This window comes from Spinactinospora alkalitolerans, from assembly GCF_013408795.1.
GTDB classification, from domain to species: Bacteria; Actinomycetota; Actinomycetes; order Streptosporangiales; family Streptosporangiaceae; genus Spinactinospora; species Spinactinospora alkalitolerans.
In genome coordinates this window covers 5,112,438-5,134,244 of sequence record NZ_JACCCC010000001.1, presented here as the reverse complement: position 1 = coordinate 5,134,244, position 21,807 = coordinate 5,112,438, and the positions used below count along the sequence as shown (strand labels likewise).

Annotated in this window: 29 protein-coding genes and 1 CRISPR repeat array; of the genes, 20 read left to right on the top strand and 9 right to left on the bottom strand. The window is 69.7% G+C overall.

All coding sequences use genetic code 11. From position 1 onward, the window contains the following. Window positions 1-188: 188 nt before the first annotated feature. Window positions 189-1,166: an IS3 family transposase gene (locus tag HDA32_RS22930; protein WP_179645163.1), complete on the bottom strand. Its 978-nt coding sequence runs from the start codon at window positions 1,164-1,166 to the stop codon at window positions 189-191. A 64-nt stretch (window positions 1,167-1,230) separates the two neighbouring features. Between HDA32_RS22930 and HDA32_RS22925 the strand changes: the two genes are divergently transcribed. From HDA32_RS22925 to HDA32_RS31885, 6 genes are all read left to right on the top strand, one after another. Continuing rightward, window positions 1,231-1,503, top strand: coding sequence for a hypothetical protein (locus HDA32_RS22925; protein WP_179645162.1), 273 nt, complete (start codon window positions 1,231-1,233; stop codon window positions 1,501-1,503). 30 nt (window positions 1,504-1,533) lie between these two features. Beyond that, complete coding sequence (locus HDA32_RS22920; RefSeq protein ID WP_179645161.1) at window positions 1,534-2,049, top strand: site-specific integrase; 516 nt, start codon at window positions 1,534-1,536, stop codon at window positions 2,047-2,049. A 12-nt stretch (window positions 2,050-2,061) separates the two neighbouring features. Then, on the top strand, window positions 2,062-2,292 hold the full coding sequence (locus tag HDA32_RS22915) for a site-specific integrase (RefSeq protein WP_179645160.1): 231 nt from the start codon (window positions 2,062-2,064) through the stop codon (window positions 2,290-2,292). A 310-nt stretch (window positions 2,293-2,602) separates the two neighbouring features. Beyond that, window positions 2,603-2,767, top strand: coding sequence for a DUF2637 domain-containing protein (locus HDA32_RS31545; protein ID WP_281370521.1), 165 nt, complete (start codon window positions 2,603-2,605; stop codon window positions 2,765-2,767). After that, window positions 2,764-3,432, top strand: coding sequence for a hypothetical protein (locus tag HDA32_RS22910; protein ID WP_281370406.1), 669 nt, complete (start codon window positions 2,764-2,766; stop codon window positions 3,430-3,432). Before HDA32_RS31545 ends, HDA32_RS22910 begins: the two co-directional genes overlap by 4 nt. A gap of 128 nt (window positions 3,433-3,560) precedes the next feature. Next, a CRISPR array of direct repeats spans window positions 3,561-3,833; the repeat unit is 29 nt; unit sequence GAGAGCTCCGCGCACGCGGAGATGGACCG. Between the two features lie 270 nt (window positions 3,834-4,103). Then, window positions 4,104-4,526, top strand: coding sequence for a sortase (locus HDA32_RS31885; protein ID WP_312863439.1), 423 nt, complete (start codon window positions 4,104-4,106; stop codon window positions 4,524-4,526). Between the two features lie 335 nt (window positions 4,527-4,861). On the opposite strand, the gene HDA32_RS22900 is transcribed toward HDA32_RS31885, so the two are convergent. Further along, on the bottom strand, window positions 4,862-5,134 hold the full coding sequence (locus HDA32_RS22900) for a hypothetical protein (protein ID WP_179645159.1): 273 nt from the start codon (window positions 5,132-5,134) through the stop codon (window positions 4,862-4,864). A 106-nt stretch (window positions 5,135-5,240) separates the two neighbouring features. Then, entirely contained in the window at window positions 5,241-6,578 is a 1,338-nt protein-coding gene (locus HDA32_RS22895; protein WP_218882561.1) for an MBL fold metallo-hydrolase, read from the bottom strand. On the opposite strand from HDA32_RS22895, the gene HDA32_RS22890 reads away from it, so the two are divergent. Together HDA32_RS22890 and HDA32_RS22885 are read left to right on the top strand one after the other, a co-directional pair. Beyond that, window positions 6,533-7,117, top strand: coding sequence for a class I SAM-dependent methyltransferase (locus tag HDA32_RS22890; RefSeq protein ID WP_246334458.1), 585 nt, complete (start codon window positions 6,533-6,535; stop codon window positions 7,115-7,117). The two genes, HDA32_RS22895 and HDA32_RS22890, sit on opposite strands and share 46 nt — an antisense overlap. A 191-nt stretch (window positions 7,118-7,308) precedes the next feature. Further along, the gene (locus tag HDA32_RS22885) at window positions 7,309-7,560 is read left to right on the top strand and encodes an SHOCT domain-containing protein (RefSeq protein ID WP_312863438.1); all 252 of its coding nucleotides are present in this window, start codon (window positions 7,309-7,311) and stop codon (window positions 7,558-7,560) included. Window positions 7,561-7,586: 26 nt separating this feature from the next. Here the strand turns inward: HDA32_RS22885 and HDA32_RS22880 are convergent, their stop codons facing one another. Next, on the bottom strand, window positions 7,587-8,351 hold the full coding sequence (locus HDA32_RS22880) for a cytochrome c biogenesis CcdA family protein (RefSeq protein WP_179645157.1): 765 nt from the start codon (window positions 8,349-8,351) through the stop codon (window positions 7,587-7,589). Window positions 8,352-8,620: 269 nt separating this feature from the next. Between HDA32_RS22880 and HDA32_RS22875 the strand changes: the two genes are divergently transcribed. The 10 genes from HDA32_RS22875 to HDA32_RS22830 all read left to right on the top strand — a co-directional run bounded on the left by HDA32_RS22875 (window position 8,621) and on the right by HDA32_RS22830 (window position 14,385). Further along, complete coding sequence (locus HDA32_RS22875) at window positions 8,621-9,607, top strand: cytochrome c biogenesis CcdA family protein (protein WP_179645156.1); 987 nt, start codon at window positions 8,621-8,623, stop codon at window positions 9,605-9,607. Next, a complete protein-coding gene (locus HDA32_RS22870) occupies window positions 9,597-10,319 on the top strand; it encodes a peroxiredoxin family protein (protein ID WP_179645155.1) in 723 nt (240 codons plus the stop codon). Before HDA32_RS22875 ends, HDA32_RS22870 begins: the two co-directional genes overlap by 11 nt. Continuing rightward, entirely contained in the window at window positions 10,319-10,579 is a 261-nt protein-coding gene (locus HDA32_RS22865; RefSeq protein ID WP_179645154.1) for a glutaredoxin family protein, read from the top strand. Before HDA32_RS22870 ends, HDA32_RS22865 begins: the two co-directional genes overlap by 1 nt. A 27-nt stretch (window positions 10,580-10,606) precedes the next feature. Beyond that, window positions 10,607-10,819 (top strand): hypothetical protein, encoded by a 213-nt coding sequence (locus HDA32_RS22860; protein ID WP_179645153.1) that lies wholly within the window; start codon window positions 10,607-10,609, stop codon window positions 10,817-10,819. Then, window positions 10,819-11,028 (top strand): hypothetical protein, encoded by a 210-nt coding sequence (locus tag HDA32_RS22855; protein WP_179645152.1) that lies wholly within the window; start codon window positions 10,819-10,821, stop codon window positions 11,026-11,028. The genes HDA32_RS22860 and HDA32_RS22855 overlap by 1 nt, the downstream gene beginning before the upstream one ends. 132 nt (window positions 11,029-11,160) lie before the next feature. Further along, on the top strand, window positions 11,161-11,532 hold the full coding sequence (locus HDA32_RS22850) for a BlaI/MecI/CopY family transcriptional regulator (RefSeq protein WP_179645151.1): 372 nt from the start codon (window positions 11,161-11,163) through the stop codon (window positions 11,530-11,532). Beyond that, complete coding sequence (locus HDA32_RS22845; RefSeq protein ID WP_179645150.1) at window positions 11,529-12,542, top strand: M56 family metallopeptidase; 1,014 nt, start codon at window positions 11,529-11,531, stop codon at window positions 12,540-12,542. The genes HDA32_RS22850 and HDA32_RS22845 overlap by 4 nt, the downstream gene beginning before the upstream one ends. Before the next feature lie 107 nt (window positions 12,543-12,649). Next, the gene (locus HDA32_RS22840; RefSeq protein WP_179645149.1) at window positions 12,650-13,204 is read left to right on the top strand and encodes a DUF2752 domain-containing protein; all 555 of its coding nucleotides are present in this window, start codon (window positions 12,650-12,652) and stop codon (window positions 13,202-13,204) included. Between the two features lie 150 nt (window positions 13,205-13,354). Continuing rightward, window positions 13,355-13,762, top strand: coding sequence for a four-helix bundle copper-binding protein (locus tag HDA32_RS22835; protein WP_179645148.1), 408 nt, complete (start codon window positions 13,355-13,357; stop codon window positions 13,760-13,762). A gap of 17 nt (window positions 13,763-13,779) precedes the next feature. Next, window positions 13,780-14,385, top strand: coding sequence for a DUF305 domain-containing protein (locus HDA32_RS22830; protein WP_179645147.1), 606 nt, complete (start codon window positions 13,780-13,782; stop codon window positions 14,383-14,385). Window positions 14,386-14,731: 346 nt separating this feature from the next. On the opposite strand, the gene HDA32_RS22825 is transcribed toward HDA32_RS22830, so the two are convergent. From HDA32_RS22825 to HDA32_RS22800, 5 genes are all read right to left on the bottom strand, one after another. Further along, window positions 14,732-15,730, bottom strand: coding sequence for a C40 family peptidase (locus HDA32_RS22825; protein ID WP_179645146.1), 999 nt, complete (start codon window positions 15,728-15,730; stop codon window positions 14,732-14,734). A 326-nt stretch (window positions 15,731-16,056) separates the two neighbouring features. Then, on the bottom strand, window positions 16,057-16,476 hold the full coding sequence (locus HDA32_RS22820; protein ID WP_179645145.1) for a hypothetical protein: 420 nt from the start codon (window positions 16,474-16,476) through the stop codon (window positions 16,057-16,059). A gap of 408 nt (window positions 16,477-16,884) precedes the next feature. After that, complete coding sequence (locus tag HDA32_RS22815) at window positions 16,885-17,547, bottom strand: TVP38/TMEM64 family protein (protein WP_179645144.1); 663 nt, start codon at window positions 17,545-17,547, stop codon at window positions 16,885-16,887. A gap of 161 nt (window positions 17,548-17,708) precedes the next feature. Continuing rightward, entirely contained in the window at window positions 17,709-20,183 is a 2,475-nt protein-coding gene (locus tag HDA32_RS31540) for a pyridoxal-phosphate dependent enzyme (RefSeq protein ID WP_312863291.1), read from the bottom strand. Between the two features lie 177 nt (window positions 20,184-20,360). Next, entirely contained in the window at window positions 20,361-20,780 is a 420-nt protein-coding gene (locus HDA32_RS22800; RefSeq protein WP_179645142.1) for a hypothetical protein, read from the bottom strand. A gap of 297 nt (window positions 20,781-21,077) precedes the next feature. Here HDA32_RS22800 and HDA32_RS30310 point away from each other — a divergent pair, with 297 nt between their 5' ends. Together HDA32_RS30310 and HDA32_RS30305 are read left to right on the top strand one after the other, a co-directional pair. Then, a complete protein-coding gene (locus HDA32_RS30310; protein ID WP_218882559.1) occupies window positions 21,078-21,428 on the top strand; it encodes a ZIP family metal transporter in 351 nt (116 codons plus the stop codon). Further along, the gene (locus HDA32_RS30305) at window positions 21,425-21,805 is read left to right on the top strand and encodes a ZIP family metal transporter (RefSeq protein ID WP_218882558.1); all 381 of its coding nucleotides are present in this window, start codon (window positions 21,425-21,427) and stop codon (window positions 21,803-21,805) included. Before HDA32_RS30310 ends, HDA32_RS30305 begins: the two co-directional genes overlap by 4 nt. Window positions 21,806-21,807: the final 2 nt, after the last annotated feature.

The window sequence follows — 21,807 nt, the reverse complement described above, 5'->3', positions numbered from 1 at the left end:
AGCCCTCCGCGGACTCGGTGCTCGCAGGCTCCCACTCCGGCGGCAACCGCACCACACTCGGCGCAGCCTCCGCCAATCCGTCCGGACACGTGCCCGATGCCGGTGGTCGCGGCTTCGGCGTCGCGTCCGGGTCCCCCGCGAAGTCCACCCGGCCGTCGGCGAATACTGCATCGGTGAAGGCCACCGTGCTACCGGAAAACTTCGCCTGGTTGAGAAATATTTGGCCGCCGGTGAACTTCGTGTGGTGAGACTCCACCTCGCCGCCGTTGAAGTTCGCTTGGTTGAAGAACACCCGGCTGCCGGTGAAGCATGCTTGGTTGAAGAACATGAACCTCCCCGGGTTCGTTAGAGGCTCGTGTTCTTTGTTGTGAGGTGTGGTTTTTGGGGGTTTTGGCGTAGTAGGCGGTCTCGTACTCCTCGGGTGGGACGTGGTCGATCTCGCCGTGCAGGCGGGTGGTGTTGTACCGGTCGGCCCACTCGGCGGTGGCCGGCTCGACCTCGCCCAGGGTCTTCCATGGGCGGCGGGGCGTGATCAGCTCGGTCTTGCACAGCCCGATCGCTGATTCCATCAGTGCGTTGTCGTAGGCATCGCCGACACTGCCGATCGAGGCCGCGATGCGCTCGCTGGCCAGGTGGGAGGTGAACAGGAACGAGCTGTACTGCGACCCGGCGTCAGAGTGGTGGACCGGCTCGCCCGGGCGCACCGGGTGTCCGCGGCGGTCACGGCGCCACAGGCCCGTCTCCAGCGCCGAGAGCACCAGTACCGCCTGTTTGGACCTCGCCGCCGCCCGGGAGTAGGTATCGACGACGAAGGCCACATAGACCACGCCGGCATCGGTGGGTACGTGGGTGAAGTCAGCGACCCGGGTGCGGTTGGGCGCGGTGGCCACGAAGCCGCGCTCCACCAGGTCCCCGGCCCGCTCCGCGGCCGGGTCGGCCCCGGTGGTGCGCACCTGCGTGCCCCGCACCGCCCCGCGCAGGCCCGTCTCGGTCATGAGGCGCTCGACGGTGCAGCGCGCCACCTTCTGGCCCTGCCGGTTGAGCTCCCGCCAGACCTTCACCGCGCCGTAGACACCGTAGTCGTCGGCGTGAACGCGCGCGATCTCGGTGTCCAGGACCAGCCGCACAGCGCGGTCCTTGAGGTCCTGAGGGTACTTTCGGGACATATCGGGATGGTCCTCTCAAGCTAGAGAGTCTCGATCAAACCCGGGGAGGTTCAAACGGGTCTCCATGGCCGAAGGGCTGGTGGCGGTCACCGTGGTCCCTGCCAAGAACAAGCGGGGCGCTCCCGATGCCGAGGTGTTGCGGCGGGCGCTGCGGCGCTGGTCCTTCAACGTGACCCGGCGCGATGAGCCGAAACCTCCGGAGATCGATGCGGCTTTGCGCCGGCTGGCGCGCAACTCGGTGCCGCTCGTCGCGCTCGAAGAGGTCGGCACGGTCACGAAGGCGCTGGACGCCTGTGCCCGGAAGCTGGACGGAAAGCCTGCCGCTCCCGAGTACTAACGCCGTCGTCGGCGGACGTTCTCGGCGGCGTTGAAGTACGCGGTTCGGCTGAACCGGCTGCGGGCCAATCCGCTCGATGACAAGGGGGCCGATGACTGGAGGCCTCCGGCGGTCGTGACCGAGGTGGACCGGCGGCGGGTCGCCAACTCAGAGCAGATGCGGACGCTCCTCGACGGCGTTCGGCAGGTCGGGCGTACGCAGGGGCCTCGGCTGGTGGCGCTGTTCGGGTGCATGTACTACGGCATGCTCCGGCCACAGGAGGCGATCTCCTTGAAGGAGAAGTCCTGCGAACTGCCCGAAGAAGGATGGGGCGTGCTGGACTTCGAGACCGTGCACTCAGCGGCCGGTAAGGACTGGACGGACGACGGGGAGGTGCACGAGGAACGGGGGCTCAAGGGGCGGCCACTGAACACGCGGCGCCGGGTGCCGGTCCCTCCGGACCTGGTGGCCTTGCTGCGTCGGCACATCGAGGAGTACGGGGCCGATGCGAACGGCCGGCTGTTCCGCACCTACCGGGGCGGGCGCTACCGGCCTTCGACGCTGTAGCGCGTCCTGCAGGTGGCGCGGGGGAAGGCGTTCACCGGAGAGCAGGCGGCCTCACCGCTCGCGGCGACTCCGTACGACTTCCGGCACGCGGGGGTGTCGCTGCGGCTCAACGCGGGCACTCCTCCGGCGCTCGTCGCGGAGTGGGCGGGGCACAGTGTGGAGGTCCTCTACCGGGTCTACGCCCATTGCCTCGACGGCGACGACGACCGCTGGTTCGGGCGGATAGACGACGAACTGAAGTAGTGTGCAGCCCCGGCCGACGCCGGGGCTTTTTCAACGGCTGACCTGGCCGGACGTGGTTCGGGGGCATTCCGCGTATATTCCGGGAACCCCCGCAACGGGCCGCTCTCGGTGACGCACGGCTGCACACATGAAGAAACCCCGGAACCTGGCGTATCGCCTGGTCCACCGGGGTTTTCGCTGCTGTCCTCTGGGTGCCCCCTGCAGGGTGCCACGCAGATGGGAACGCGGGCCAGCTCGTCATCGAGGAACGCGTGGAGCTCCCGGCCTGCGGCCGGGGCGTCCGCCCGTCCGAGGACGGGCGGTGATCGGGATGGAAGCCTCTCGCTGGTCCCGCTGGACCACCATCACCGCCGTGCTCATGCTGGCCGCCATCGCGGCCGTGGTCTCCTACTCGCACATGTACGAATTGGCCCAGCGCCACGGCGAGCCGCCCTGGCGCGCGGCGCTGTTCCCGCTGTCGGTCGAGACGGCATGATTATCGCCTCCTCCATGGCGCTGCTCACCGACGCCCGCCACGGCCGCCGCGGCGGGGTCCTGCCGTGGACCCTGCTGGTCCTGGGCAGCGCCGCGTCACTGGCCGCCAACGTCGCGGTCGCCGACCCCACCCTGTGGCCGCGGGTGATCCACGCCTGGCCGAGCTTCGCGCTGATGGGCGCCTACGAACTGCTGATGCGCGAGTTCCGGGCGAGTGCCCGTGGCGTACGCACTGCGATCGCAGGCGGTGAGCAGCCTGGACCGATCGGCCCGATAGCCGAGCCCGAGCCTGTCCGCGCCGACGACATGGAGGATGGTGCCGTATTCGGCGGAGAGCAGCGGCGCTCCAGGCTGCGGGTGGTTGAAGCACCGAGTGACGGCAGGGAGAGGGTCGACGCCGCTGCCGGGGACCTGTCCGAGGCCGTACCGAGGATCCAGGTGGAGGCGTGGCGGTGGGCGCTGGACAACCGGCGCGATGACGGTTCACTGCCCAGCGGCAAGGAGATCGCCGCCCGCTTCAACCGCAAGGACCGCTGGGGACGGCTGGTCAAGCAGTGGGGACAACAGGGACGGTTCGAGGAGAAGGCTCCAGCGCTCCCGGAATCAGGGATTCAACAGGGTGGGTATCCGGTCTGGAGGAAGGCCGGTCATGTGGGCGAGGCATAGGATCGGCAGCACGGAGCCGAATGGGGTTGCCATGGTGCCTGTTCCGGAGACCCTGGCAGGGAAAGGCGATTGGCCGAAACGAGAGGTTGCGATACGATAACGCGCCACATTGCTGCAGGTCATTTGCTGAGAGCTCCGCGCACGCGGAGATGGACCGGTCCGCGCACGAGCGTCCGCGACGGACGCGGAGAGAGCTCCGCGCACGCGGAGATGGACCGCTCCGGGCGCTCCACCCGGTCAACTCGCCGCAGAGAGCTCCGCGCACGCGGAGATGGACCGGCGAGGATGGGCGTGGTGAGCCAGACCGAGTTGAGAGCTCCGCGCACGCGGAGATGGACCGGGCGGCAGCGAGATCGCAAGGGAGGTGCTGCAGAGAGCTCCGCGCACGCGGAGATGGACCGACCCGGTTCCGGGCGGCGTGCCGGACCGTCCATGGGTGGCGTCGTGCGCGGTCTCTTCCGCGTCCTCGGTGAGTTGGTGTTCACCGCGGGGCTGGTCATGATGCTGTTCGCGGCTTATGAGTTGTACGGCAAGCAGTTCGAAACCGAACGCGAGCAGGACCGGCTCGCCCAAGGTCTCGAACAGCAGTGGGATAGGTCGAAGGGCCCCGACTCCCGGCCGCTCCCGGGTTCGGCCGACAGCCGCATGTACATCCCCGGTCTCGATCTGAACTGGGTCGTCGTCAACGGCGTCACCCAGGAGGACATTCGTTACGCCCCGGTCACTACCCGGGATCGGCCGAGGCCGGCCAGGTCGGTAACTACGCCGCCGCGGGCCACCGTGCGCCCGGCATGTTCTGGGACCTCGACCTCTTGGACGAGGGGGACGACATCGTGGTGGAGGACCAGGGGAGTTTCCACACTTATGAGGTCGTGGGCAGCGAGGTTGTCACCCCTGACCGAGCCGAGGTGGTCGGGCCCGACCCGTTCGACCCGGAGAACGACGATCCGTCGCGCGCCCTGCTGACGCTCACCACCTGCTACCCGAAGCTGGAGAACACGCACCGGCTGATCGTGTACGCAGAGCTGTCCGATACCCGGTCCAAGGACGAGGGCGTGCCGGGCAACATCGCGGACATGGCGCCGGAGAGGTGAGGCGAGTGCCTGTGCCTTGATCTGGCGTGCTCTGCCCGGCCGGTGGTTTGTGAAGCCTGCGCTGTCGCCCGGATCGGCCACGGGAGCCGCGGCTTTGCTGTGGTACGTCGCCTTTCATGGGCCGACCCCTACGTACCGTTCAATGATGGCGCGGTGGAGGTCGGCCACGTGCAGGAGGGCGCATCGGGTAAGGGCGGTCCCTTACCCGATGGGCCCTCTTTCCGGTCGGGACGGCGACGAGGACATCGCCGAAGTGAACATCCCCGTTGGAGGCGGAGAGCCGCCTCAGCGGAAGCGGAAGAAAAACGCGCCGCTCCGCCCCCTGACGGGGGATCTCACTCGCCGCCCATCTTGCAGTCCTCCATCATCTGCGCCATTCCCGGGTTCTGCATCATCTCCGCCATTCCCGGGTTCTGCATCATCTCCTGCATGGCGGGTGACTGCATCATCTGCCGCATGCCGGGCGGGCAACCGCAGTCCATCTCGTTCGTGCCGGACTCCGTCGCGGCGAATGCCGGTGCCGTTCCTGCGAGCATCAGCGCCGCGGCTGCGGTCGCCAGGGTGGCCGCGACTCGCCTGCTCCACGAGGCGGTGCTGTTCTCGGCCATGCCGGTCTCCTTTCCTGCGATGTTCTTCCTGTTATCCGTGATCCCTGTCACGCGTCGACGGGGTAGCCGGCCTGCTCCCAGCCGGTCATGCCGCCGAGTACGTTGATCACGGAGGTGCGGCGTTCGCGAGCGAGCAGACTGGCCGCGACCGAGGAGCGGTAGCCGCTGCCGCAGGCGACGGCAAGGGGTTTCCAACGGGTGCATCGCCGAGGCGGTCGGGCAGTTCGGCGCCGGTGATGAAGGCCGCGCCCCGGACATGACCGGCCGCCCATTCGGCGGGCTGGCGGACATCGAGCAGGTTCACCTCGCCGGCGTCGAGCCTGTCTTTGAGCTCGTGCACCGTGATCTGCGGGATCGTCTGGATCGGCCGGGCTGCGGTGCGCCAGGCGGTCATGCCGCCGGCCAGCCAGCCGATCGGCATGCGGTAGCCGATGCGCAGCAGGGGCCACACGGCCGCCCAGAGGTCATCCGGACGGTCGAGGACGAGCGCGATGTCGGCGTTGTCGGGCAGGACCGTGCCCGCCCAGGTGGCGAACGCCGAGCCGAGCTCGACGTTGAGGGCGCCGGGCACGTGGCCGCCGCCGAAGGCCTCGGGTGCGCGGGTGTCCAGCACCACCGCGCCGTCCTGGGCGTGGCGGGCGAACTCCTCGATCGGTAGGGCGGGCGGTTCGGTGAGCACGCCCAGTGGGGCCGCGCCCGCCATGTTCTCGGTGCGCATGCGCCGCCAGTACGGGGGCACCGCCGGCAGATTGTCCAGCCGGATGCATTCGCGGACGAACTCGTCCTCGTCCGCGACCGCGGCGAGGGCGGCGTTGGTGCGCTTCTCATATCCGACCGTGGTGGACAGGCGGGAACCGATGCTGCCGCCGCACAGCGAACCGGCCATGTGAGTGGGGAAGACCTCCACGTGCTCGGGCAGTGGCAGGAGCTTGTTCTGGATCGTCTCGCAGAAGACCCGTGCCTCACGGTGGGCGTGCTCCTGGCCGCCCAGCAGATCGGGCCGGGCCAGGTCACCGACCAGCAACGCCCCGCCGGACAGCAGCAGGGCCGGCTGCTCGGCGCCGGCGGCGCGGTCGAACACCAGCAGGCTGATGTGTTCCGGAGTGTGTCCGGGGGTGTGCATCACTTCGATGCCGACGTCGCCGAACTCGATCTGCTCCCCGTCGCGCAGCGACCGGTGCTCATAGCCCAGGTCCGCGGCGGCCGATCCCCACACCCGCACTCCGGGGATCCGGTCGGCGATCTCGCAGATGCCGGACAGGTAGTCGTTGTGGCCGTGGGAGTCGCAGGCGTAGGCGATGCGCAGTCCCTTCGCCCTGGCCGCCCGCACGTAGTCGTCGACGTCGCGCCGCGGGTCGAACAGCAGCGCCTGCCCGGTCCTCTCATCGCCGAGCAGATATGACGCGTGTCCCAGATCTTCGAGGCAGAACTGCTGGAATAACATCTCTCTCACCGGCACCTCTCGTTCGCGCCGCTACCCGGATCCTGGGTGGTCATGTGCTGGTCCGACACGGACGGGGGAGGAACGATGGGCTGGGCCGGACCTGTCCGGAGACGTCGGCGCAGAAGGTACGCGGACTCCTCGGTCCGGGTCGACGCCGCGTATGGCGTGATGGCCCCCGTCTATCCGGTACTGCGGACGCCCTGCGGCTGCCCTTCGCCGATGACGTCTTCGACGCCGTGGTCGCCACCTGGTCATTGGAGACGACCGCCGACCCTCAAGGCGCTTTGGACGAGTGCCTGCGTGTGGCTGCTCCCGGTGGCGTGGTGGCTTTGGCCTACTGCACCCGTCCCACCGCCACGTGGCTCCGACGGCTGTCCGCCCCGCTGCGTCTACTGGTCACCCATTGTTTCGTCGGCCGCTTCCTCCCTCTGTCTCTGCGTCCCTCCGCTTCCCACCGGCTGCTCCACCGATCCCGCACGCCCGCACAGCTCGCCGGCGTTCTCGTCGTGCGCAAACCGCCCGTGCGGCAGCCGCGGTAGTCCCGCCTCATACAAGGGCAGGAGGTCTCCTGCGTGGCCGCCTGTGCCGACCGCCGCATCAGCACCCTAACAACTAAACAGATTAGGTGAAAGTGCGGATTCGTTGGGTAGCCCTCTCGGGAGAGCGCCTAGGACGGTGCGCAGGCGTTTCCTTCCGGGATCGCCACCAGAAGCCGAAGGAGTTGGTCATCGTGATGGACGGCATGGGCATCGGCATGCTGTGGATGCTGCTGTGGGGCCTGGTCGGGTTGGCCCTGCTGGTGCTGATCGTTGTGGCGATCGTCTGGCTGGTCCGGCAGCTCAGCGCTGGACCGGCGTCGGGACCGCCGCCGGCGGAGGCCGGGGGCGGGCAGGTGCGGCGGGAGCTAGATCGGCGCCTGGCCGCGGGCGAAATCAGCCAGGAGGAGTACCGGGCCCTGCGGGCCGAGATCGACGGGCGCTGAGGGGCGCGCATCGCCTGACGTGCCGGCTACAGCGGCAGCTCGTAGCCGCCCACCCATTGCTGCATGGCCAGGATGAAGGCGGTCCACACTCCGCTGACCTGGGCGATGCCGACCAGCATGAGCATCGCTCCGCCCATGCGGGTGACCGCCCGTGCGTGTCGGCGGGCCCAGCCGAGCGCGCGCATGGTCTTGGTCAGGGTGACGGCCGCGATGAGGAAGGGCAGTCCCACGCCGAGGCCGTAGACGAAGGCGAGGAACGCTCCTCGGCCCGCACTGCCTGAAGCCGTGGACAGCGCCAGCACCGCGGCGAGAGTGGGACCCATGCACGGGGTCCAGCCCAGCCCGAACAGCACGCCCAGCAGCGGTGCGCCGGCCACGCCGCCGCGCGGCTGGATCTGCGGCTTCAGGCTGCGCGCCGTCCACGGGATGCGCTGGAAGGCGCCCATGAACATCAGTCCGAGCAGGATGGTGATGGTGCCCAGGACGCGGACCATGACGTCCTGATACTCGAGCAGCAGGCCGCCGAGACTGCCGAAGAACGCCCCGTAGGCAGCGAACAGGCCGGAGAACCCGGCCGTGAACAGCAGGGTGCCCAGCACCGTCCGGCCGCGGAGTGTCCCGGTGGCCGCGCGCTGCTGTCCTTCTGTGCCTGACATGCCGGTGACGTAGGAGAGGTAGCCGGGTACGAGCGGCAGGCAGCACGGAGACAGGAACGTGATGGCCCCGGCTGCCAGTGCAAGAGGGATCGCCAGCAGCAGCGGGCCGGCGGTGACGATTTGTGAGATGTCCATCGGTCGGGCGCAGTCCTCGGTGCAGTGCGGAAAAGACGACACGGAGCTCCGGCGAGGAGCTCCTAACCTAAGCAACTAGGTGCGTTAGGTGTACCCTGCCACCGCCTTTGGCTCGAGCCGTACGGGGGTGCGTCCGAGGCGACGCGGATCCGCAATTCGGTGCGCTCGAATTCTCTCTGCATCTATACCTAAGCAACTAAGGTTCTTAGGTATATTGGTGTGGGCGTGCACCGGCACGCCGCCGCTGGGAGGAGGCCGGGGGATGGCCGATGAGTGATGTGCTGTTCGGGACGGCGCTGCTGGCGTCGTTTCTGGCGGGATTCGTGGCGCTGCTGGCGCCGTGCTGTGTCTCGGTGATGCTGCCGGCCTATTTCGCCACGGGTTTTCGCAGTCCGGGGCGTGTGGTGGGCGCGACGCTGGTGTTCGCCGCCGGGATCGCCGCGATCATCGTGCCGATCGGCCTCGGCGCGGCCGCCGTCTCGGCCGCGTTGTCGGCGCACCATTCGCTGCTGTTCGGGATCGGCGGCGTGGTGATGCTGCTGGCGGGTGCGGCGGTCCTGGCGGGTGTCAAGCTGCGGCTGCCGATGCCGGGCGGGAGCGCTCCGAACGGCGGGGGGATCGGTTCGGTCTTCGCGCTTGGAGTCTTCTCGGGTATCGCCAGCGCCTGCTGCGCGCCGGTGCTCGCGGGCGTGGTTGTGCTTTCCGGTGCGACCACCTCGCTCCTGGCCGCACTGGGCGTTGCGCTGGCCTATGTGGCGGGGATGGTGGCTCCGCTGGTGGTGCTGGCACTGCTGTGGGACCGGCAGACCGCCCGTGTGGAGCGCTTCCTGCGCGGACGGAGCGTGCGGATCCGTCTCGGCGGCGGTCGCGAGCATGTGTTGTCGGTCGGCAACGCGGCCGCTGGTGTGCTGCTGGTCGGGATGGGCGTGCTCGCCCTGGTCTCGGCTGCCAAGGGGCCCGGCGTGCCCAACGACGGCTGGCAGGTGCGGCTGTCCGCGCAGCTGCAGCACTACGCGGCGCTGATCACCGATGCGCTGTCCTGGCTGCCGGGGTTCGTCTTCGGTCTGCTGCTGCTGTGCGTGGCCGTGCTCGTGGTCCGCCGGGCGCTGCGCTCCACGCGTCCGTCCACTGACGTCCCCTCGCGTCGGCGCACCGGCCAGGCGCCGCCCCCGGGATGCTGCGCCGATGCCGCGCCCGCGGATGCCAAGTCCGAAACCGCCACGAGTCCGGAGGAGACCACATCGGATGAGCACTGACCGCACCACCAGGCCGCGCAGTGCAGCACTGCGCTCGGCGACCGCGGCCACGCGGCGACGCCACGGGCTTTTGACCATCTTGGGCGCCGCCATCGCGATCATCGCGGTCGTGGCCGGCGTCGCCTTCCTCGTTCAGCGAGGCCCGGCGGAGTCAGGGGCCGTCACCGAATCCGGGGCCGCCACCGCTGTGCACGGCTCAGAGAAGTACCCCTACGCCATCGGTGAGCCCGGTCCGGGCGAGCAGGCGCCCGGCTTCGCCCTGCCGTCCAGCACCGGCGGGGACATCTCCCTCTCGGATTACCGCGGGCAGAGTGTGCTGCTGTACTTCCAGGAAGGCGTGATGTGCCAGGCCTGCTACGACCAGATCACCGACCTGGAGAAGCGCGCCGCCGACATCGAGGCGGCCGGGGTCGACCAGATCCTGTCCATCACCACCGACCCCGTGGACGTCTCGGTGCAGAAGATGCGGGACATGGGCCTGTCCACGCCCGTGCTCGCCGACACCGACCTCACCGTGTCCGAGAAGTACGACACCAACTCCTACGGGATGATGGGCGACACCCGCAACGGCCACACCTTCATGCTCATCTCACCCGAAGGCGAAATCCGTTGGCGCGCCGACTACGGCGGCGAACCGAACTACATCATGTACCTCCCGGTCGACCAGCTCCTGGCCGATATGGAAGCCGGGCCGGACCAGGGTGGCGCGTGATGTTCCGGATCACCCTGCTGACCCAGACCGACTGCGGGCTGTGCGAACACGCCAAGCAGGTCCTGGACGACGTCGGCAACGACTACGACCTCCATGTCACCGAGATCGATCTGCACAGCGATATCGGCCGCCGACTCGCCCAGGACGCGCGAGTGCTCTTCGCTCCCGGAGTCCTGCTCGACGGCGAGCCCTTCGGCCACGGCCGGCTGTCCGAACGCAAACTCCGGCGCACACTGCGGCGCCGCCACGACCGCCACTGAACCGATCCCACTTCTTAAGGAGTCCCAATGGAAGCGTTGTACTTGCTGGCCCTGCTCGCCTGCCCCCTGGGCATGGGCGCGATGATGTGGATGATGATGCGCCGCCCCGGCAGCACCTCGACGCCCGCTGACTCCCGGCTCCCCGAACAGGAGCGCGAACTCGCCCGGCTGCGCGCCGAGATCCAGACCCTGCGCACGCAAAGCCGTTCGGACACCGCGCCAAGGATGGACCAGCCGTGATGGAATTCCTTCTCCCCCTGGCCGCCGTGGCCGGCGCCTTCACCCTCACCTACTTCTGCTGCATGCGGCCGATGCGTCGAGGCCATGGCTGCGGTATGAAGCGCACCACCGGATCCGCGCCCGCCGCGAGCGGACGATCCGAACGACTCGATGAGCAGATCCATGCGGCCAGGGAAGAACTGCGGAAGCTCAAGCAAGGCGCCACTTGAGCGGTACCACTCTGCATCGATCACCTAAGATGATTGGGTGAATCCGCGTCAAAAGCGGGGCGACCTGCGCGGCGAGGGCCATGGTGCCCACGGCGTGTCATCCCCGAGAGGGGAACGGAAAGAAGGAGTTCGATGCCGCGGTTCGGTGACCTCGAAGCGGCGATCATGCAGTCCGTGTGGACCAACGGTGAACCGATGCGGGTGCGCGATGTGGTCGAAGACCTGAACCGGGAGCGGAAGGTCGCCTTCACCACGGTGCAGACGGTGATGGACATCCTGTTCCGCAAGGGGTGGCTGCAGCGGTCCAAGGAGGGGCGCAGCTACCGGTACTGGGCGGCTGCCTCGCAGGAGGACTACGCCACCGGCCTTGTCGAGGAGGCACTCGAATCGGCGCCGGACCAGGCGGCGGTGCTGTCCCGTCTGGTGGCGCGCCTGCCGAGCGATGAACTCGCCGGGTTGCGCGGCGCCCTGGACGACGCGAAGCGGCGCGAGGGCCTCGCGTGATCATCGCGCTGCTGCTGCTGGCCTACGCCGCTCTACTGGCCGTGGCCGGGCCCTATGTCGTGAGGCGGGCGCGCTGGGTGGAACGGGCGCCGCGGTCGGGCATCATCGCCTGGCAGGTGCTGAGCCTGGCCTTCATCGGATCCCTGGTGATGGGCGGGCTCGCCCTGAGCGTGCCGGACCTGCGGGTGGGCACCGACCTCGCCGAGCTTCTGCAGGCCTGCCTGGTGGCCCTGCGCGCGCAATACGCCACCCCCGGCGGAGCGGTGATCGGCATCAGCGGCGTGGGACTGGCCCTGCTGGTACTCCTTCGCTGCGGGTGGCGTGTGGCCGTGACGCTGTGGCGGGCGATCGCCGACCGCCGCCGCCACCTGGCGGCACTGCGACTGCTCGCCCGCCAGGACGGGCGTCTGGGCGCGGTGGTCCTCGACCACGCGGTGCCCGCCGCCTACTGCCTACCGGGCCTGCGGCAGCGCATCGTGCTGACCAGCGGTGCCCTGGCCGTCCTCAGCGACGAGCAGCTCCAGGCGGTGCTCGCGCACGAACGAGCGCATCTGCGTGCCCGCCACGACCTGGTGGCGGCCTTCGCGGCCGGTCTGACCTCCGCGTTCCCCCGGCTCCGCCTCTTCACGGCGATCCGAGACGAAACGGCAAGGCTGATGGAACTGGCCGCCGACGATTCCGCGGCACGTTCCACCCACCGCCTCGTGGCGGCCGAAGCCCTGCTCAACGTGGCGAGTCAGCAGAATCCGGCCGGTGCCTTCGCCGCCGGCGGATCGGGCACCGGAGACCGTGTACGGCGCCTGATCAGCGGCGTAACCCCGTTCGGCCGGATGCGATTGGCGATCACCGGCGGCGCCACCGCAGCACTGCTCGCCGTGCCACTGGCGATCTTCGCCGGTCCCGCCGCCACCTTGCTCGACACGGCCTGCTGCCCCACCGGTCCCTTCGCCCCCAGCCACGTACAGGTGTGCCAGGCGATGCCCACGGTACGCAACTGCCCACCGAACTGACCGACCGTCGGCTGGGTCCCGTCTCCAGGAAATCGTCGGGGAGGCCCACCACTGTGTCCGAGACATCGCCCCGTGCTCGTGGATCTCGTAGTGAGAAGAGGAGAGGCATGGCCGTCTGGAGGGCTTCGGTGGAGTTGCGGATCGAGGCTCGGGATCGGCACCGCTGGTTGGCGGTGGCGGCGTTCGGCGGCCTCGTGGTCGGTGCGCTCATGGCGGTGTTCGGGTTGCCGCCGGTGGACGTGCACGGGCTGCTGCACTACGCCGGGATCATGGATCCGGCCTGCGGCGGCACCCGCTCGGTGTGGGCGGCGATGCAGGGCGACTGGGCGCTGTCGTGGCGCTACAACCCGGTCGGGATCCCGCTGGTCGTCGGGGCGGCGGCCACGCTGGTGCGGTTCGCCGTCGGCCTGGCCACCGGGCGCTGGCTCAACGCCCGCGTGCGCTCCTGGCCCGCGGTCGCGGTCACCGGCGGCGTGCTGTTCGTGCTGCTGGGCGTCAACCAGCAGTTCCACGCCGACCTGCTGCGCACCCCCGCCCAGGAGTTCTCCCCCATCGGCCCGATCCTCAACGCCGCGCCCGCCCTCGCGCTGGGCGCCTGGATCGCCATTCGGCGCCGCCGGACGGCGAACCGAATCGACCGGCCCCGCGAGGCTGGGAGCTGAGGCACTGAGCGCCGTCCGATCCGGCCACCGACGGCCGCAGGAATCGGTGATTACTACGGGCAGCCATCGTTCTTCGATACCGGATTTGGGGCATCGAGGCTCGGGCAGCGGGCCGTCGCCGATCGTAATCGACGACCATGGAGGTCGATGATGACCGTTGCCGGTGACATGCTCCAGACCTATCCGGCGAGCCTGGGCCACCTGGACCGGGACAAGCTCACCCGCTGCATCCAGGAGTGCTTCACCTGCGCACAGGCCTGCACGGCCTGCGCCGACGCCTGCCTCAGCGAGGAGCGGGTGGCGGAGCTGCGCAAGTGCGTCCGCGCCAACGACGACTGCGCCGACATCTGCCTGACGACCGGACGGGTGCTGTCCCGCCACACCGGCTACGACGCCAACATCACCCGCGAAGTACTCCAGGCATGTGCGCAGGCGTGCAAGAGCTGCGGCGACGAGTGCGCCCGCCACGCCGACATGCACGATCACTGCCGCGTCTGCGCCGAAGCCTGCCGACGCTGCGAACAGGCGTGCAACGACCTCCTCACCTCCCTCGGCTGAGGGGAAGAGCGACATCCATGAACGCCCTGAGCATACGGTTCCTTCGCCGACCGGTGACCGCGGTCGCGTCTGCGGCGTTGGCCGCGGGGGTCCTGTTCGGCGGCGGCCTCGCCGCGGCGCCGTCGGCGTTGGCCGACGAGCCGGCGGCCGAGCAGGAGACGGCCCGCTTCGAGGTCGACTTCATGAAGAACATGATCGACCACCATGCCCTGGCAGTGGCGATGGCGCAGCCGTACGTGGAGAAGGCGGCCCACGAGAAGCTGGCGGATCTGTGCCGGACGATCGCCGACTCCCAGTCCGCGCAGATCGAGCAGATGCAGGGCTGGCTGCAGGACTGGTACGGCGTCGGCCACGAGCCGCGGTTGAGCCCCGCTGACAAGCAGTCGGTGCGGCGGCTGGAGGACCTGTCCGGAGAACGGTACGAGGTCCGGTTCATGCGCTCGATGATCCGCCACCACAGCGGGGCGGGCACCGATTCCAAACGCTGCCTCGACCGGGCCGAACATCCGGCTCTGCTCGATCTGTGTGACACCATCCGGCGGTCCAACAGCAAGCAGATCGACACGATGCAGGGCTGGCTCCAGCAGTGGTACGGCCGACAGAGCGGCTACTCCGGCTACTGAGTGAGTGGGAACGTGAGAGCCCGCGTCGTCTGATCCGGCGTGGAACGGCAGAGATCCCGGGGGACGAGGGTAGGGCTCACCACGGAGAATCACGACGCCGGCGGTCGGCCGGCTCCTGAACGGTGCCACGCCGTCCGCCGTGCGATGACCCGCTCTGGGTGACCGCGTCCAGGGTGAGATCTGCGAAGGCGGTATCGCGTCGCGCCGAACGATTCGGGGTGGGATGGCGGTCTCGGGGCGATGAGCGGGAAGTTCATCGCCCTGAGAGCCTCCCTTGTCCGGGAGCCGAGGCGCCCCAGGCCGGGACGGAGGCCCTGTTCGGGGCGCGGCCTGAGGCGCCTCGGGGTCAGGGGCGGACGGCTCCGACGAAGTGCTGGTCCCAGTAGTCGGCGAGGTCGACCACCGAGACGGTCTTGCCGCTGCTGGGGGCATGCACCATCTGGCCGTTTCCGGCGTACATGCCGTTGTGGCCGAGATCTTCGAAGAAGAACATGATGTCGCCGGGCTGGAGGTCGGCCCGGGAGACCTTTTTGGGCAGTTCGTACTGGGCGTAGGTGGTGCGGGGGATGCTGACCCCGGCCGAGCCCCAGGCGGCCTGCATCAGGCCGGAGCAGTCGTAGCCGTTGGGGCCGGTTCCGCCCCAGACGTAGGGCGTGCCGATCTTGCTGTAGGCGAAGTCCAGGGCCGCGCGGGCGCTGCCGGAGACCGAACCGGTGTAGGAACCGCCGCCGGAATCCGACGCGGCGCCGGCCGTGGGGTTCTCGCCCTCGAAGCCGGCGAGCAGTTCCTCCTGTTCGGCGAGCTTGTCCTCGACCTCCTCCTTCTGCTCCTCGAGGTCGCCGGTCTGCTCCTGGGCCTCGTCGCGGGCGTCCTCGGCCTCCTGCTTGAGCCTGATCAGGCGTTCGGAGGAGCCGGCGAACTCTTCGAGCTGGGTCCGCTGGTTCTCCGAGAGGTAGGACAGGTCCGCAGACTGGTTGAGGATGTCCTCGGGGTCCTCCACGCTGAGGACGGTCGTGGTGGAGTCGAGGTCGGCGGACTTGTAGGCGGCCGCGGCGAACCGGGCGACCTGGTCGCGCAGCCCCTCGTAGAGGTCCTCTTCGTCGCCGACCTCCTCCTCCAGCGACTCGATCCGCTTCTCTGCGGCTTCGAGGTTCTCCTTGGCCTGGTTGTACTCCTGGACGAGGGTGCTCGACTCCTCGGTGAGCTCCTCGATCCGCTGCTCGACCTCTTCCTTGGTCGGTTCGGGTTCGGCGTGGGCGACGCCGGCGGGCAGGACCAGGCTGCTCGCGGCCAGGACGCCGAATCCGGTGATGACGCGCTTCCTAGCGTTGCCGTTGTCGGTCACGGGCGGTTCACTCCTCGATGCATGGGGCAAGTGGGGGCGCGGTCGGCGGCCCGATCACCCGGTGCGGGCGTCGGGGCGCAGCACGCCTGGTGGGGTGCGGGATCCGGGGCCGCAGGAGAAGGCGGACGGCACACGCGGCCTCAAGGCACGGGACCGGCTCGGCTCACGGGTGATCGGCCGACCGCACCGCGGCCGCAGGGGGAACCAGGGCACAAGGGAGGCACTTCCGAATGGTGTGAGGTGCCCTGAACGGATGTGTGGAGCGGCGGCAAGGGGGTCTTACGGCGTGAGCCCCGTTGCCACGGACGCGCCGTCCGGAAGCTGGTCTAGACCCGGATGATGCAGAGGGAGAGCAGTAGCTGCGTTCCACTTCGGGGAATCAGGCGCCGCCGGAGAAGTCGACTCCATGTGCCCACCTGCGGCGAGGCGGCCCACACCGCAGGAATCAGCGCTGCACCGAGGGCGAGCAGCATGAGCAGCTTGACCGCGCCGGTGCGGTGGTCGGCCCGTAGCACATCGCTGTCGTCGCAGTGATGGTCTCCGGCGTGCTCGTGCGCTCCAGTCGGCCCCGCTCCTCCAGACTCAGCGGATTCCGCGGCGGTGTGCGTGCCATGGCCCGGCGAAGCCTTAGCGGAGGGACTCTCGGCGTGGCAAATCGAGCAGAGCAGGAAGGCGCAGACCAGCAAGGTCGACAGCAGCCCCTTGATCCAGGGCCGCCGCAGCGCTCTCGCGATCTGGTCGAACACGGCAGGAAGACTACACAACGGGCATCGGTGAAGTGGAACTGCGACCGGACCCGCCGTTTTGCCAGTGTCCGAGCACGCCGCCGTCAGGCAGATGACCGGCATGCTCGACGGAGACGCCACGGGAACCGGCGCCGAGCAGAACGAGGGCCAGGACCACAGCGGCCACTGATCCCACCACGGGGGCGCCGGGAACCCTCGGCGCCCCCGCTCTCCACGCCGGTGGTGGGCGCTCGTCCCGCTGCGCCTCACCCGACTCCGGGTGATCCAGGACGTGAACGCGGCCCTACCGGCGTCGGGCATCGACCTCGCGCTGGGACGCGGTGAGTCGACGTGGTGGCCACCGCGCCCCCGATTCCGGGTCCGGCCGATCCTGCCCGCGAGGACCAGTGGACACGGTGAGGAGTGCGGTCATGCGGCGAGGCGCTCCGCGCGTTCGGCCCGCCGTGCGCCTACCCCGACCAGCCGGCTCGCGACCAGGAGCAGGACGAAGAGCGCGGCGGAGAGCAGGAATCCAGGGGACAGCGGATCGGTGATCGTGTCACCGAGCAGGACCAGGGCGAGTGTCGCCGGCAGGCTGCCCAGAGCGGTCCCCGCCACGAAGGGCGCAACTCCCAGCCTGGTGAGCCCGAAACCGTGGTTGACCGCGGCGAAGGGCACGATGGGAAGCAGGCGCAACTGGATCACCGCCAGCAGGCCGTGCCGATCGGTGAGGCGGTCGAGGCGCGCGACGACCGCGGACGGCAGCCGCGCCGCGACGAAGTCGCGGGCCAGGAAACGGGCCAGGCCGAACTGGACCAGAGCGGCGGCGACCCCGCCGGCGAGCGCGGCCGCGACGCCCAGCCAGGCGGTGAAGACGACGCCCGCCGCCGCGTTCAGCAGTGGGCGGGGGACGAACACGAGCGAGGCGGCGACGTAGCCGGCGAGATACAACGCAGGTGCGACCGGCCCGGCCGCGGTGATCCAGTCCCGCAGCACGGCGAGATCCGGCATGGGGACGCCGACCACGACGGCGGTCACCAGCCACGCCGCAAAGGCCGCTGCGCGCACTCCCGGCCGGACCGCCACGCGCATGCTCCCGCCGCCTCCCCATCCCGACCGCACCATCGGCCCTCAGTATCCCCGACCGGTGACTCGGCACCGGCCCGGCCGCCTTTCTTCGCGCCGGAACCGCTCGCATCCCTGCTGAACGCGAGTGAGGCCGCGGTGCGGCGTCCGCACCGCGGCCCCGTCCGTCACTTCGCCGGGGAGGTGGCGGGTTCGGTGGGCGGGGTCGCGGCCGTGATCCCGCCGGCCCGGCCGATCAGTCCCACGCTCAGCGCGCACACCGCTCCCAGTGCCGCCAGGGCGAACCAGGGAACCGTGGTGGAGATCGGCGGATCGAGTTCCAGGCCGGCTCCGACGAGGAGGTTGCCCAGCGTGATACCGATCCCGGAGACGGTGTTGTAGAGACCGTAATGGGTGGCGACCAGCCGGTCCCCGGACAGCCGGACCACCGTGTCCATCTCGAAGGGGTAGACGAGTGCCGTGCCGAGGCTGAGCAGGGCGACGGTGAGCATCGCCGGCGCCGCGACGAGCGCGGCGACGGCCAGGGGCGGCGCCGTTGAATCGCGCACGGCCCCGGCGACGGGCGGCGTCGCGAGGATCGGCAGGAAGGCCAGGGCCATGACGGTGAGGCCGCGCGGGAGCGCCTGCGCGGCGTCCCAGCGGCGCTTCGCCCAGTCGGTGACGCGGACCTGGCCGACGATCGCCACCAGGGCCGAGACCCCGAACAGGGCCGCGACCGTCACGTTGCCGCTGTCCGAACCCAGGCCCGCCGTTGCGACGGAGTCCTGGACCGCCAACGGGATCGCCAGATACACCTGGAAGTTCAGGACGTAGGACCCGGCCATGGCGATGGTGAAGACGACGAAGCCGCGGTTGGCCACCACGGTGCGCCAATCCGCCAGCACGCCGAGGACGCCTGCGCGCTGCTGGACGGCCGGGGCGCGCCGGGCGGGCAGCGCCCGGGCCTGCAGCACGGTCAGGGCCAGGAACAGCGCCGCGGCGACGCTTGCCACCACCGAGAAGTCCACGGCGATCAGCGCCATGCCGATCAGCGGTCCGATGAGGATGCCGGTCTGGTAGAAGACGTTGAACAGGGCGAAGGCGTCGACGCGCCGGTCGCCGGCGTCCTGGGCCAGATAGGCGCGCACGGCCGGGTTGAACAGCGCCCCGGCGAAGCCGGTCGCGGCCGAGGCCAGCAGGAGCACCAGCAGGGAGTCGGCGAAGCCCAGCGCGGCGAAGCCCACGGTGCGCAGGGCGCAGCCGGCCAGGATCGCCGGCTTGTAGCCGAGCCGGTCGGCGATGCTGCCGCCGACGAGGAACATGCCCTGCTGGCTCAGATTGCGCATTCCCAGGACGAGTCCGACGGCCCACACGGCCATGCCCACGCTGTCGGTGAGGTGGAAAGCGAGGTAGGGCATGAGCATGTAGAAGCCGGTGTTGATGGTCAGCTGGTTGACCATCAGCAGCTTCACGCTGAGGTCGAAGCCGCGCAGGCGCCTCCATGTCTCGATCATCGCCGTCCCTCCAGTGCCGTGGCCGCAGCGGTGCCGTGCCGGCGCGGATCGGCGACTTCGGTGCAGCGGGTCCAGCGGGTCACGGTGCGCTCGCGCGGATGGGCGATCTCGTCGGGCTCGTTGAGAACCGGCCGGTCGAGCAGGCCGTGTGCGGCGCAGTAGTCGTCGTTGAAGACGGTGTCGAAGTAGCCGCTGGGGCCCGTCGGGGAAGACCGCGGCGATGCGCTCGGTCGCCGGACGGGTGCGTGCGAGCCAGCGGGCCACCGTGGCGACCGCGCCGACGCTCCATCCTCCGCTGGCGTAGTGGGAGGCCGCCAGGGTGCGGGCGGCCTGCACGGCCTGGGCGGCGTCCACCCAGTGGACCTCGTTGAAGGCTGCGTAGTCGACGTTGCGGGGGTGGATGCTGCTGCCGAGGCCGCGCATCAGCCGCGCTGCGGCGGGCTGGCCGAAGATGGTGGAGCCGACCGTGTCGACGCCCACCACCGTGAGATCGGGGAAGAACCGGCGCAGCGCCCGGGAGATGCCGGCCGAATGGCCGCCGGTCCCCACGCTGGTCACCAGGGTGTCGATCCGGCCCATCTGCGCGATGAGCTCGTGGGCGAGCGAGGTGTAGGCCCCGACGTTGTCGGGGTTGTTGTACTGGTCGGGGCAGTAGGAGCCGGGCTCGTCCGCGAGGAGCTCCCGTACCCGGTCCCGGCGGGCCTGCTGCCACCCGCCGCTGAGGTGGGGCTCGGTGACGGTGTGCACGGTCGCGCCGTAGGCGGTGAGCAGCCGCTGCATCAGCGGCTCCATTCCCGGGTCGGTGACCAGCGCCACCGGATGCCCGTAGGTGATGCCGGCCAGGGCCAGCCCCAGGCCGAGGGTGCCGCTGGTGGACTCCACGATCATCGCCTTCTGCGCGAGCTGCCCGCGTTGGCGGGCGCGTTCAACCATGTACAGCGCGGGCCGGTCCTTGACGCCGCCGGGATTGTGGCCTTCGAGCTTGGCCCAGAACCCCTGTCCGGCGCCGCAGAACGGTTCTCCGATCCACAGCAGTGGCGTGTTGCCGACGACGCCGGCGGGTGTGTGCTGGGCCATCGCCGTAGGGGTGGCCAGGAGTCGGCCGGGACTGGTTTCGGGCGTGGCTTCGCCCAGGGTGTCGGTCTGCACGGGTCTCTCCCACTCGCCGTATCGCAACGCGATACGTGAACCATCGGGACGCGCGCCTCGAGGCGCTGCGGCCCGCCGTGCCCGCGCCCGGTCAGGGACCGCGGCGCGAAGACGGTGAAGGACGGATGCGGTTCTGTTCGGGCCTGCGTGACCGGGCCGGAACAGAAGGAGGTCTTTCTAGACCCGCCAGATGCAGAGTGAGAGCAGGAGCCGGGCGGCGTTTCGCCGCCGGATCCGTCGCCCGCCGCCCGGCCGTCGGCGGTGGCCGCGCGGCGGCGGGCACCATAGCGCGGCGGTGGATGCCATACCCGTGTCGAACAGCAGCAGCCACAGCTTCGCGGTGGAACCGCGCTGATCGGCGGTGGAACCCGCCGTGCTGTCATGGGAGTGGTGCTCACCCACGGAGTGCGTGTGAGGAGCCGCGGAGGTGGAAGCGGTCTCCGTGCCCGACTGCTCGGCCGCCGCGTGGACCATCGGAGAAACCGACGGCACCTCCACCGAATCGGTCGCATGCCCGGCCGAGCACAGCACGTGCGCGACGACAACGAGTGCCAGCAGCAGAGGCCACGGCCCCTGCCGCTCCACGATCGTCGCCATTCCCACGCGCACGCAACGGAGACTACTTAAAGTAACGACATGGTTGCGTCGGCATTGCGGTCACAAATGGAGTGAACTGTGTCACCATTCAGTGACGGATGGTAGTCGACCATCCGTGGTGCGGCCGGTGCCGACCTCGGGATTTCCGCCTGTGAGCGCTGCCGCGGAAGGCCGTCCACGGCTCAACAACGGCGGAATCCCATTGGCGGGCGCAGCGCTGAGTCGGCCTACCGGTCGGCTTCTGCTCCTTTGCTCGCCGGTGTTCGGCGAGGGGAGGGGAAGGGCAGAGGGGCCCGCATGGAGGATTTGCTGCTCGTTGTGCTGCTGGCGCTCATACCCGCGGCGGCCAACATGCTGGGCGGGCTCGTCGCCGAGGTGGTCTCGCTGTCGGAGCGGGTCTTCAGCGCCGTACTCCATCTGGCCGTCGGCATCGTCATCGCGGTCATCGGCCTGGAGCTGATGCCCCGTGCCCTGGAGGCCGATCCCGCCTGGGTTCCGCTGGTCGCGTTCATCGTCGGCGGAGGGCTGTTCCTCGGGGTGGACGCCTTGTCCGGCTTCTTGCAGGCCCGTTCCCCGAGCCGCGGAGGCGGCGGTTCTCTGGGCATCTATTTCGGTGTCGCGCTGGATCTGTTCAGCACGGGGTCATGATCGGCACCGGAAGCACCATCAACCCCGGCCTGGGGCTGCTGCTGGCCGTGGGGCAGGCGCCCGCCGACCTGCCTGAGGGGTTCGCGGCCCAGGCGGCGTTTCGCCGCGCCGGTGTGGCATTGAGGTGGCGGGTGCTGGCGGGCGTCGGCTTCGCGGTGCCGATCCTGCTCGGCGCGGCACTGGGCTATCTCGCGCTGCGCGGCGCACCGGAGGTGGTGACCCTGTCGGTGCTGGCCTTCACCGGAGGCGCGCTGCTCAGCGTGGTGATCGAGGAGATGATCCCCGAAGCCCACGAGGCCGAGCAGAGCCGCCTGGACAGCTTCTACCTCACCGTCGGCTTCGTGGTCTTCGCCGCCGTGGCCGTCTACTTCGGCTGACC

Bases quoted from the DNA above. Each gene is read 5' to 3' on its own strand.
- HDA32_RS22930 (WP_179645163.1), bottom strand. From the start codon at position 1,166: ATGTCCCGAAAGTACCCTCAGGACCTCAAGGACCGCGCTGTGCGGCTG.
- HDA32_RS22925 (WP_179645162.1), top strand. From the start codon at position 1,231: ATGGCCGAAGGGCTGGTGGCGGTCACCGTGGTCCCTGCCAAGAACAAG.
- HDA32_RS31545 (WP_281370521.1), top strand. From the start codon at position 2,603: ATGGAAGCCTCTCGCTGGTCCCGCTGGACCACCATCACCGCCGTGCTC.
- HDA32_RS22910 (WP_281370406.1), top strand. From the start codon at position 2,764: ATGATTATCGCCTCCTCCATGGCGCTGCTCACCGACGCCCGCCACGGC.
- HDA32_RS22900 (WP_179645159.1), bottom strand. From the start codon at position 5,134: ATGGCCGAGAACAGCACCGCCTCGTGGAGCAGGCGAGTCGCGGCCACC.
- HDA32_RS22890 (WP_246334458.1), top strand. From the start codon at position 6,533: ATGACGCGTGTCCCAGATCTTCGAGGCAGAACTGCTGGAATAACATCT.
- HDA32_RS22895 (WP_218882561.1), bottom strand. From the start codon at position 6,578: ATGTTATTCCAGCAGTTCTGCCTCGAAGATCTGGGACACGCGTCATAT.
- HDA32_RS22880 (WP_179645157.1), bottom strand. From the start codon at position 8,351: ATGGACATCTCACAAATCGTCACCGCCGGCCCGCTGCTGCTGGCGATC.
- HDA32_RS22875 (WP_179645156.1), top strand. From the start codon at position 8,621: ATGAGTGATGTGCTGTTCGGGACGGCGCTGCTGGCGTCGTTTCTGGCG.
- HDA32_RS22870 (WP_179645155.1), top strand. From the start codon at position 9,597: ATGAGCACTGACCGCACCACCAGGCCGCGCAGTGCAGCACTGCGCTCG.
- HDA32_RS22865 (WP_179645154.1), top strand. From the start codon at position 10,319: ATGTTCCGGATCACCCTGCTGACCCAGACCGACTGCGGGCTGTGCGAA.
- HDA32_RS22860 (WP_179645153.1), top strand. From the start codon at position 10,607: ATGGAAGCGTTGTACTTGCTGGCCCTGCTCGCCTGCCCCCTGGGCATG.
- HDA32_RS22855 (WP_179645152.1), top strand. From the start codon at position 10,819: ATGGAATTCCTTCTCCCCCTGGCCGCCGTGGCCGGCGCCTTCACCCTC.
- HDA32_RS22850 (WP_179645151.1), top strand. From the start codon at position 11,161: ATGCCGCGGTTCGGTGACCTCGAAGCGGCGATCATGCAGTCCGTGTGG.
- HDA32_RS22840 (WP_179645149.1), top strand. From the start codon at position 12,650: ATGGCCGTCTGGAGGGCTTCGGTGGAGTTGCGGATCGAGGCTCGGGAT.
- HDA32_RS22835 (WP_179645148.1), top strand. From the start codon at position 13,355: ATGACCGTTGCCGGTGACATGCTCCAGACCTATCCGGCGAGCCTGGGC.
- HDA32_RS22830 (WP_179645147.1), top strand. From the start codon at position 13,780: ATGAACGCCCTGAGCATACGGTTCCTTCGCCGACCGGTGACCGCGGTC.
- HDA32_RS22815 (WP_179645144.1), bottom strand. From the start codon at position 17,547: ATGCGCGTGGCGGTCCGGCCGGGAGTGCGCGCAGCGGCCTTTGCGGCG.
- HDA32_RS22800 (WP_179645142.1), bottom strand. From the start codon at position 20,780: ATGGCGACGATCGTGGAGCGGCAGGGGCCGTGGCCTCTGCTGCTGGCA.
- HDA32_RS30310 (WP_218882559.1), top strand. From the start codon at position 21,078: ATGGAGGATTTGCTGCTCGTTGTGCTGCTGGCGCTCATACCCGCGGCG.
- HDA32_RS30305 (WP_218882558.1), top strand. From the start codon at position 21,425: ATGATCGGCACCGGAAGCACCATCAACCCCGGCCTGGGGCTGCTGCTG.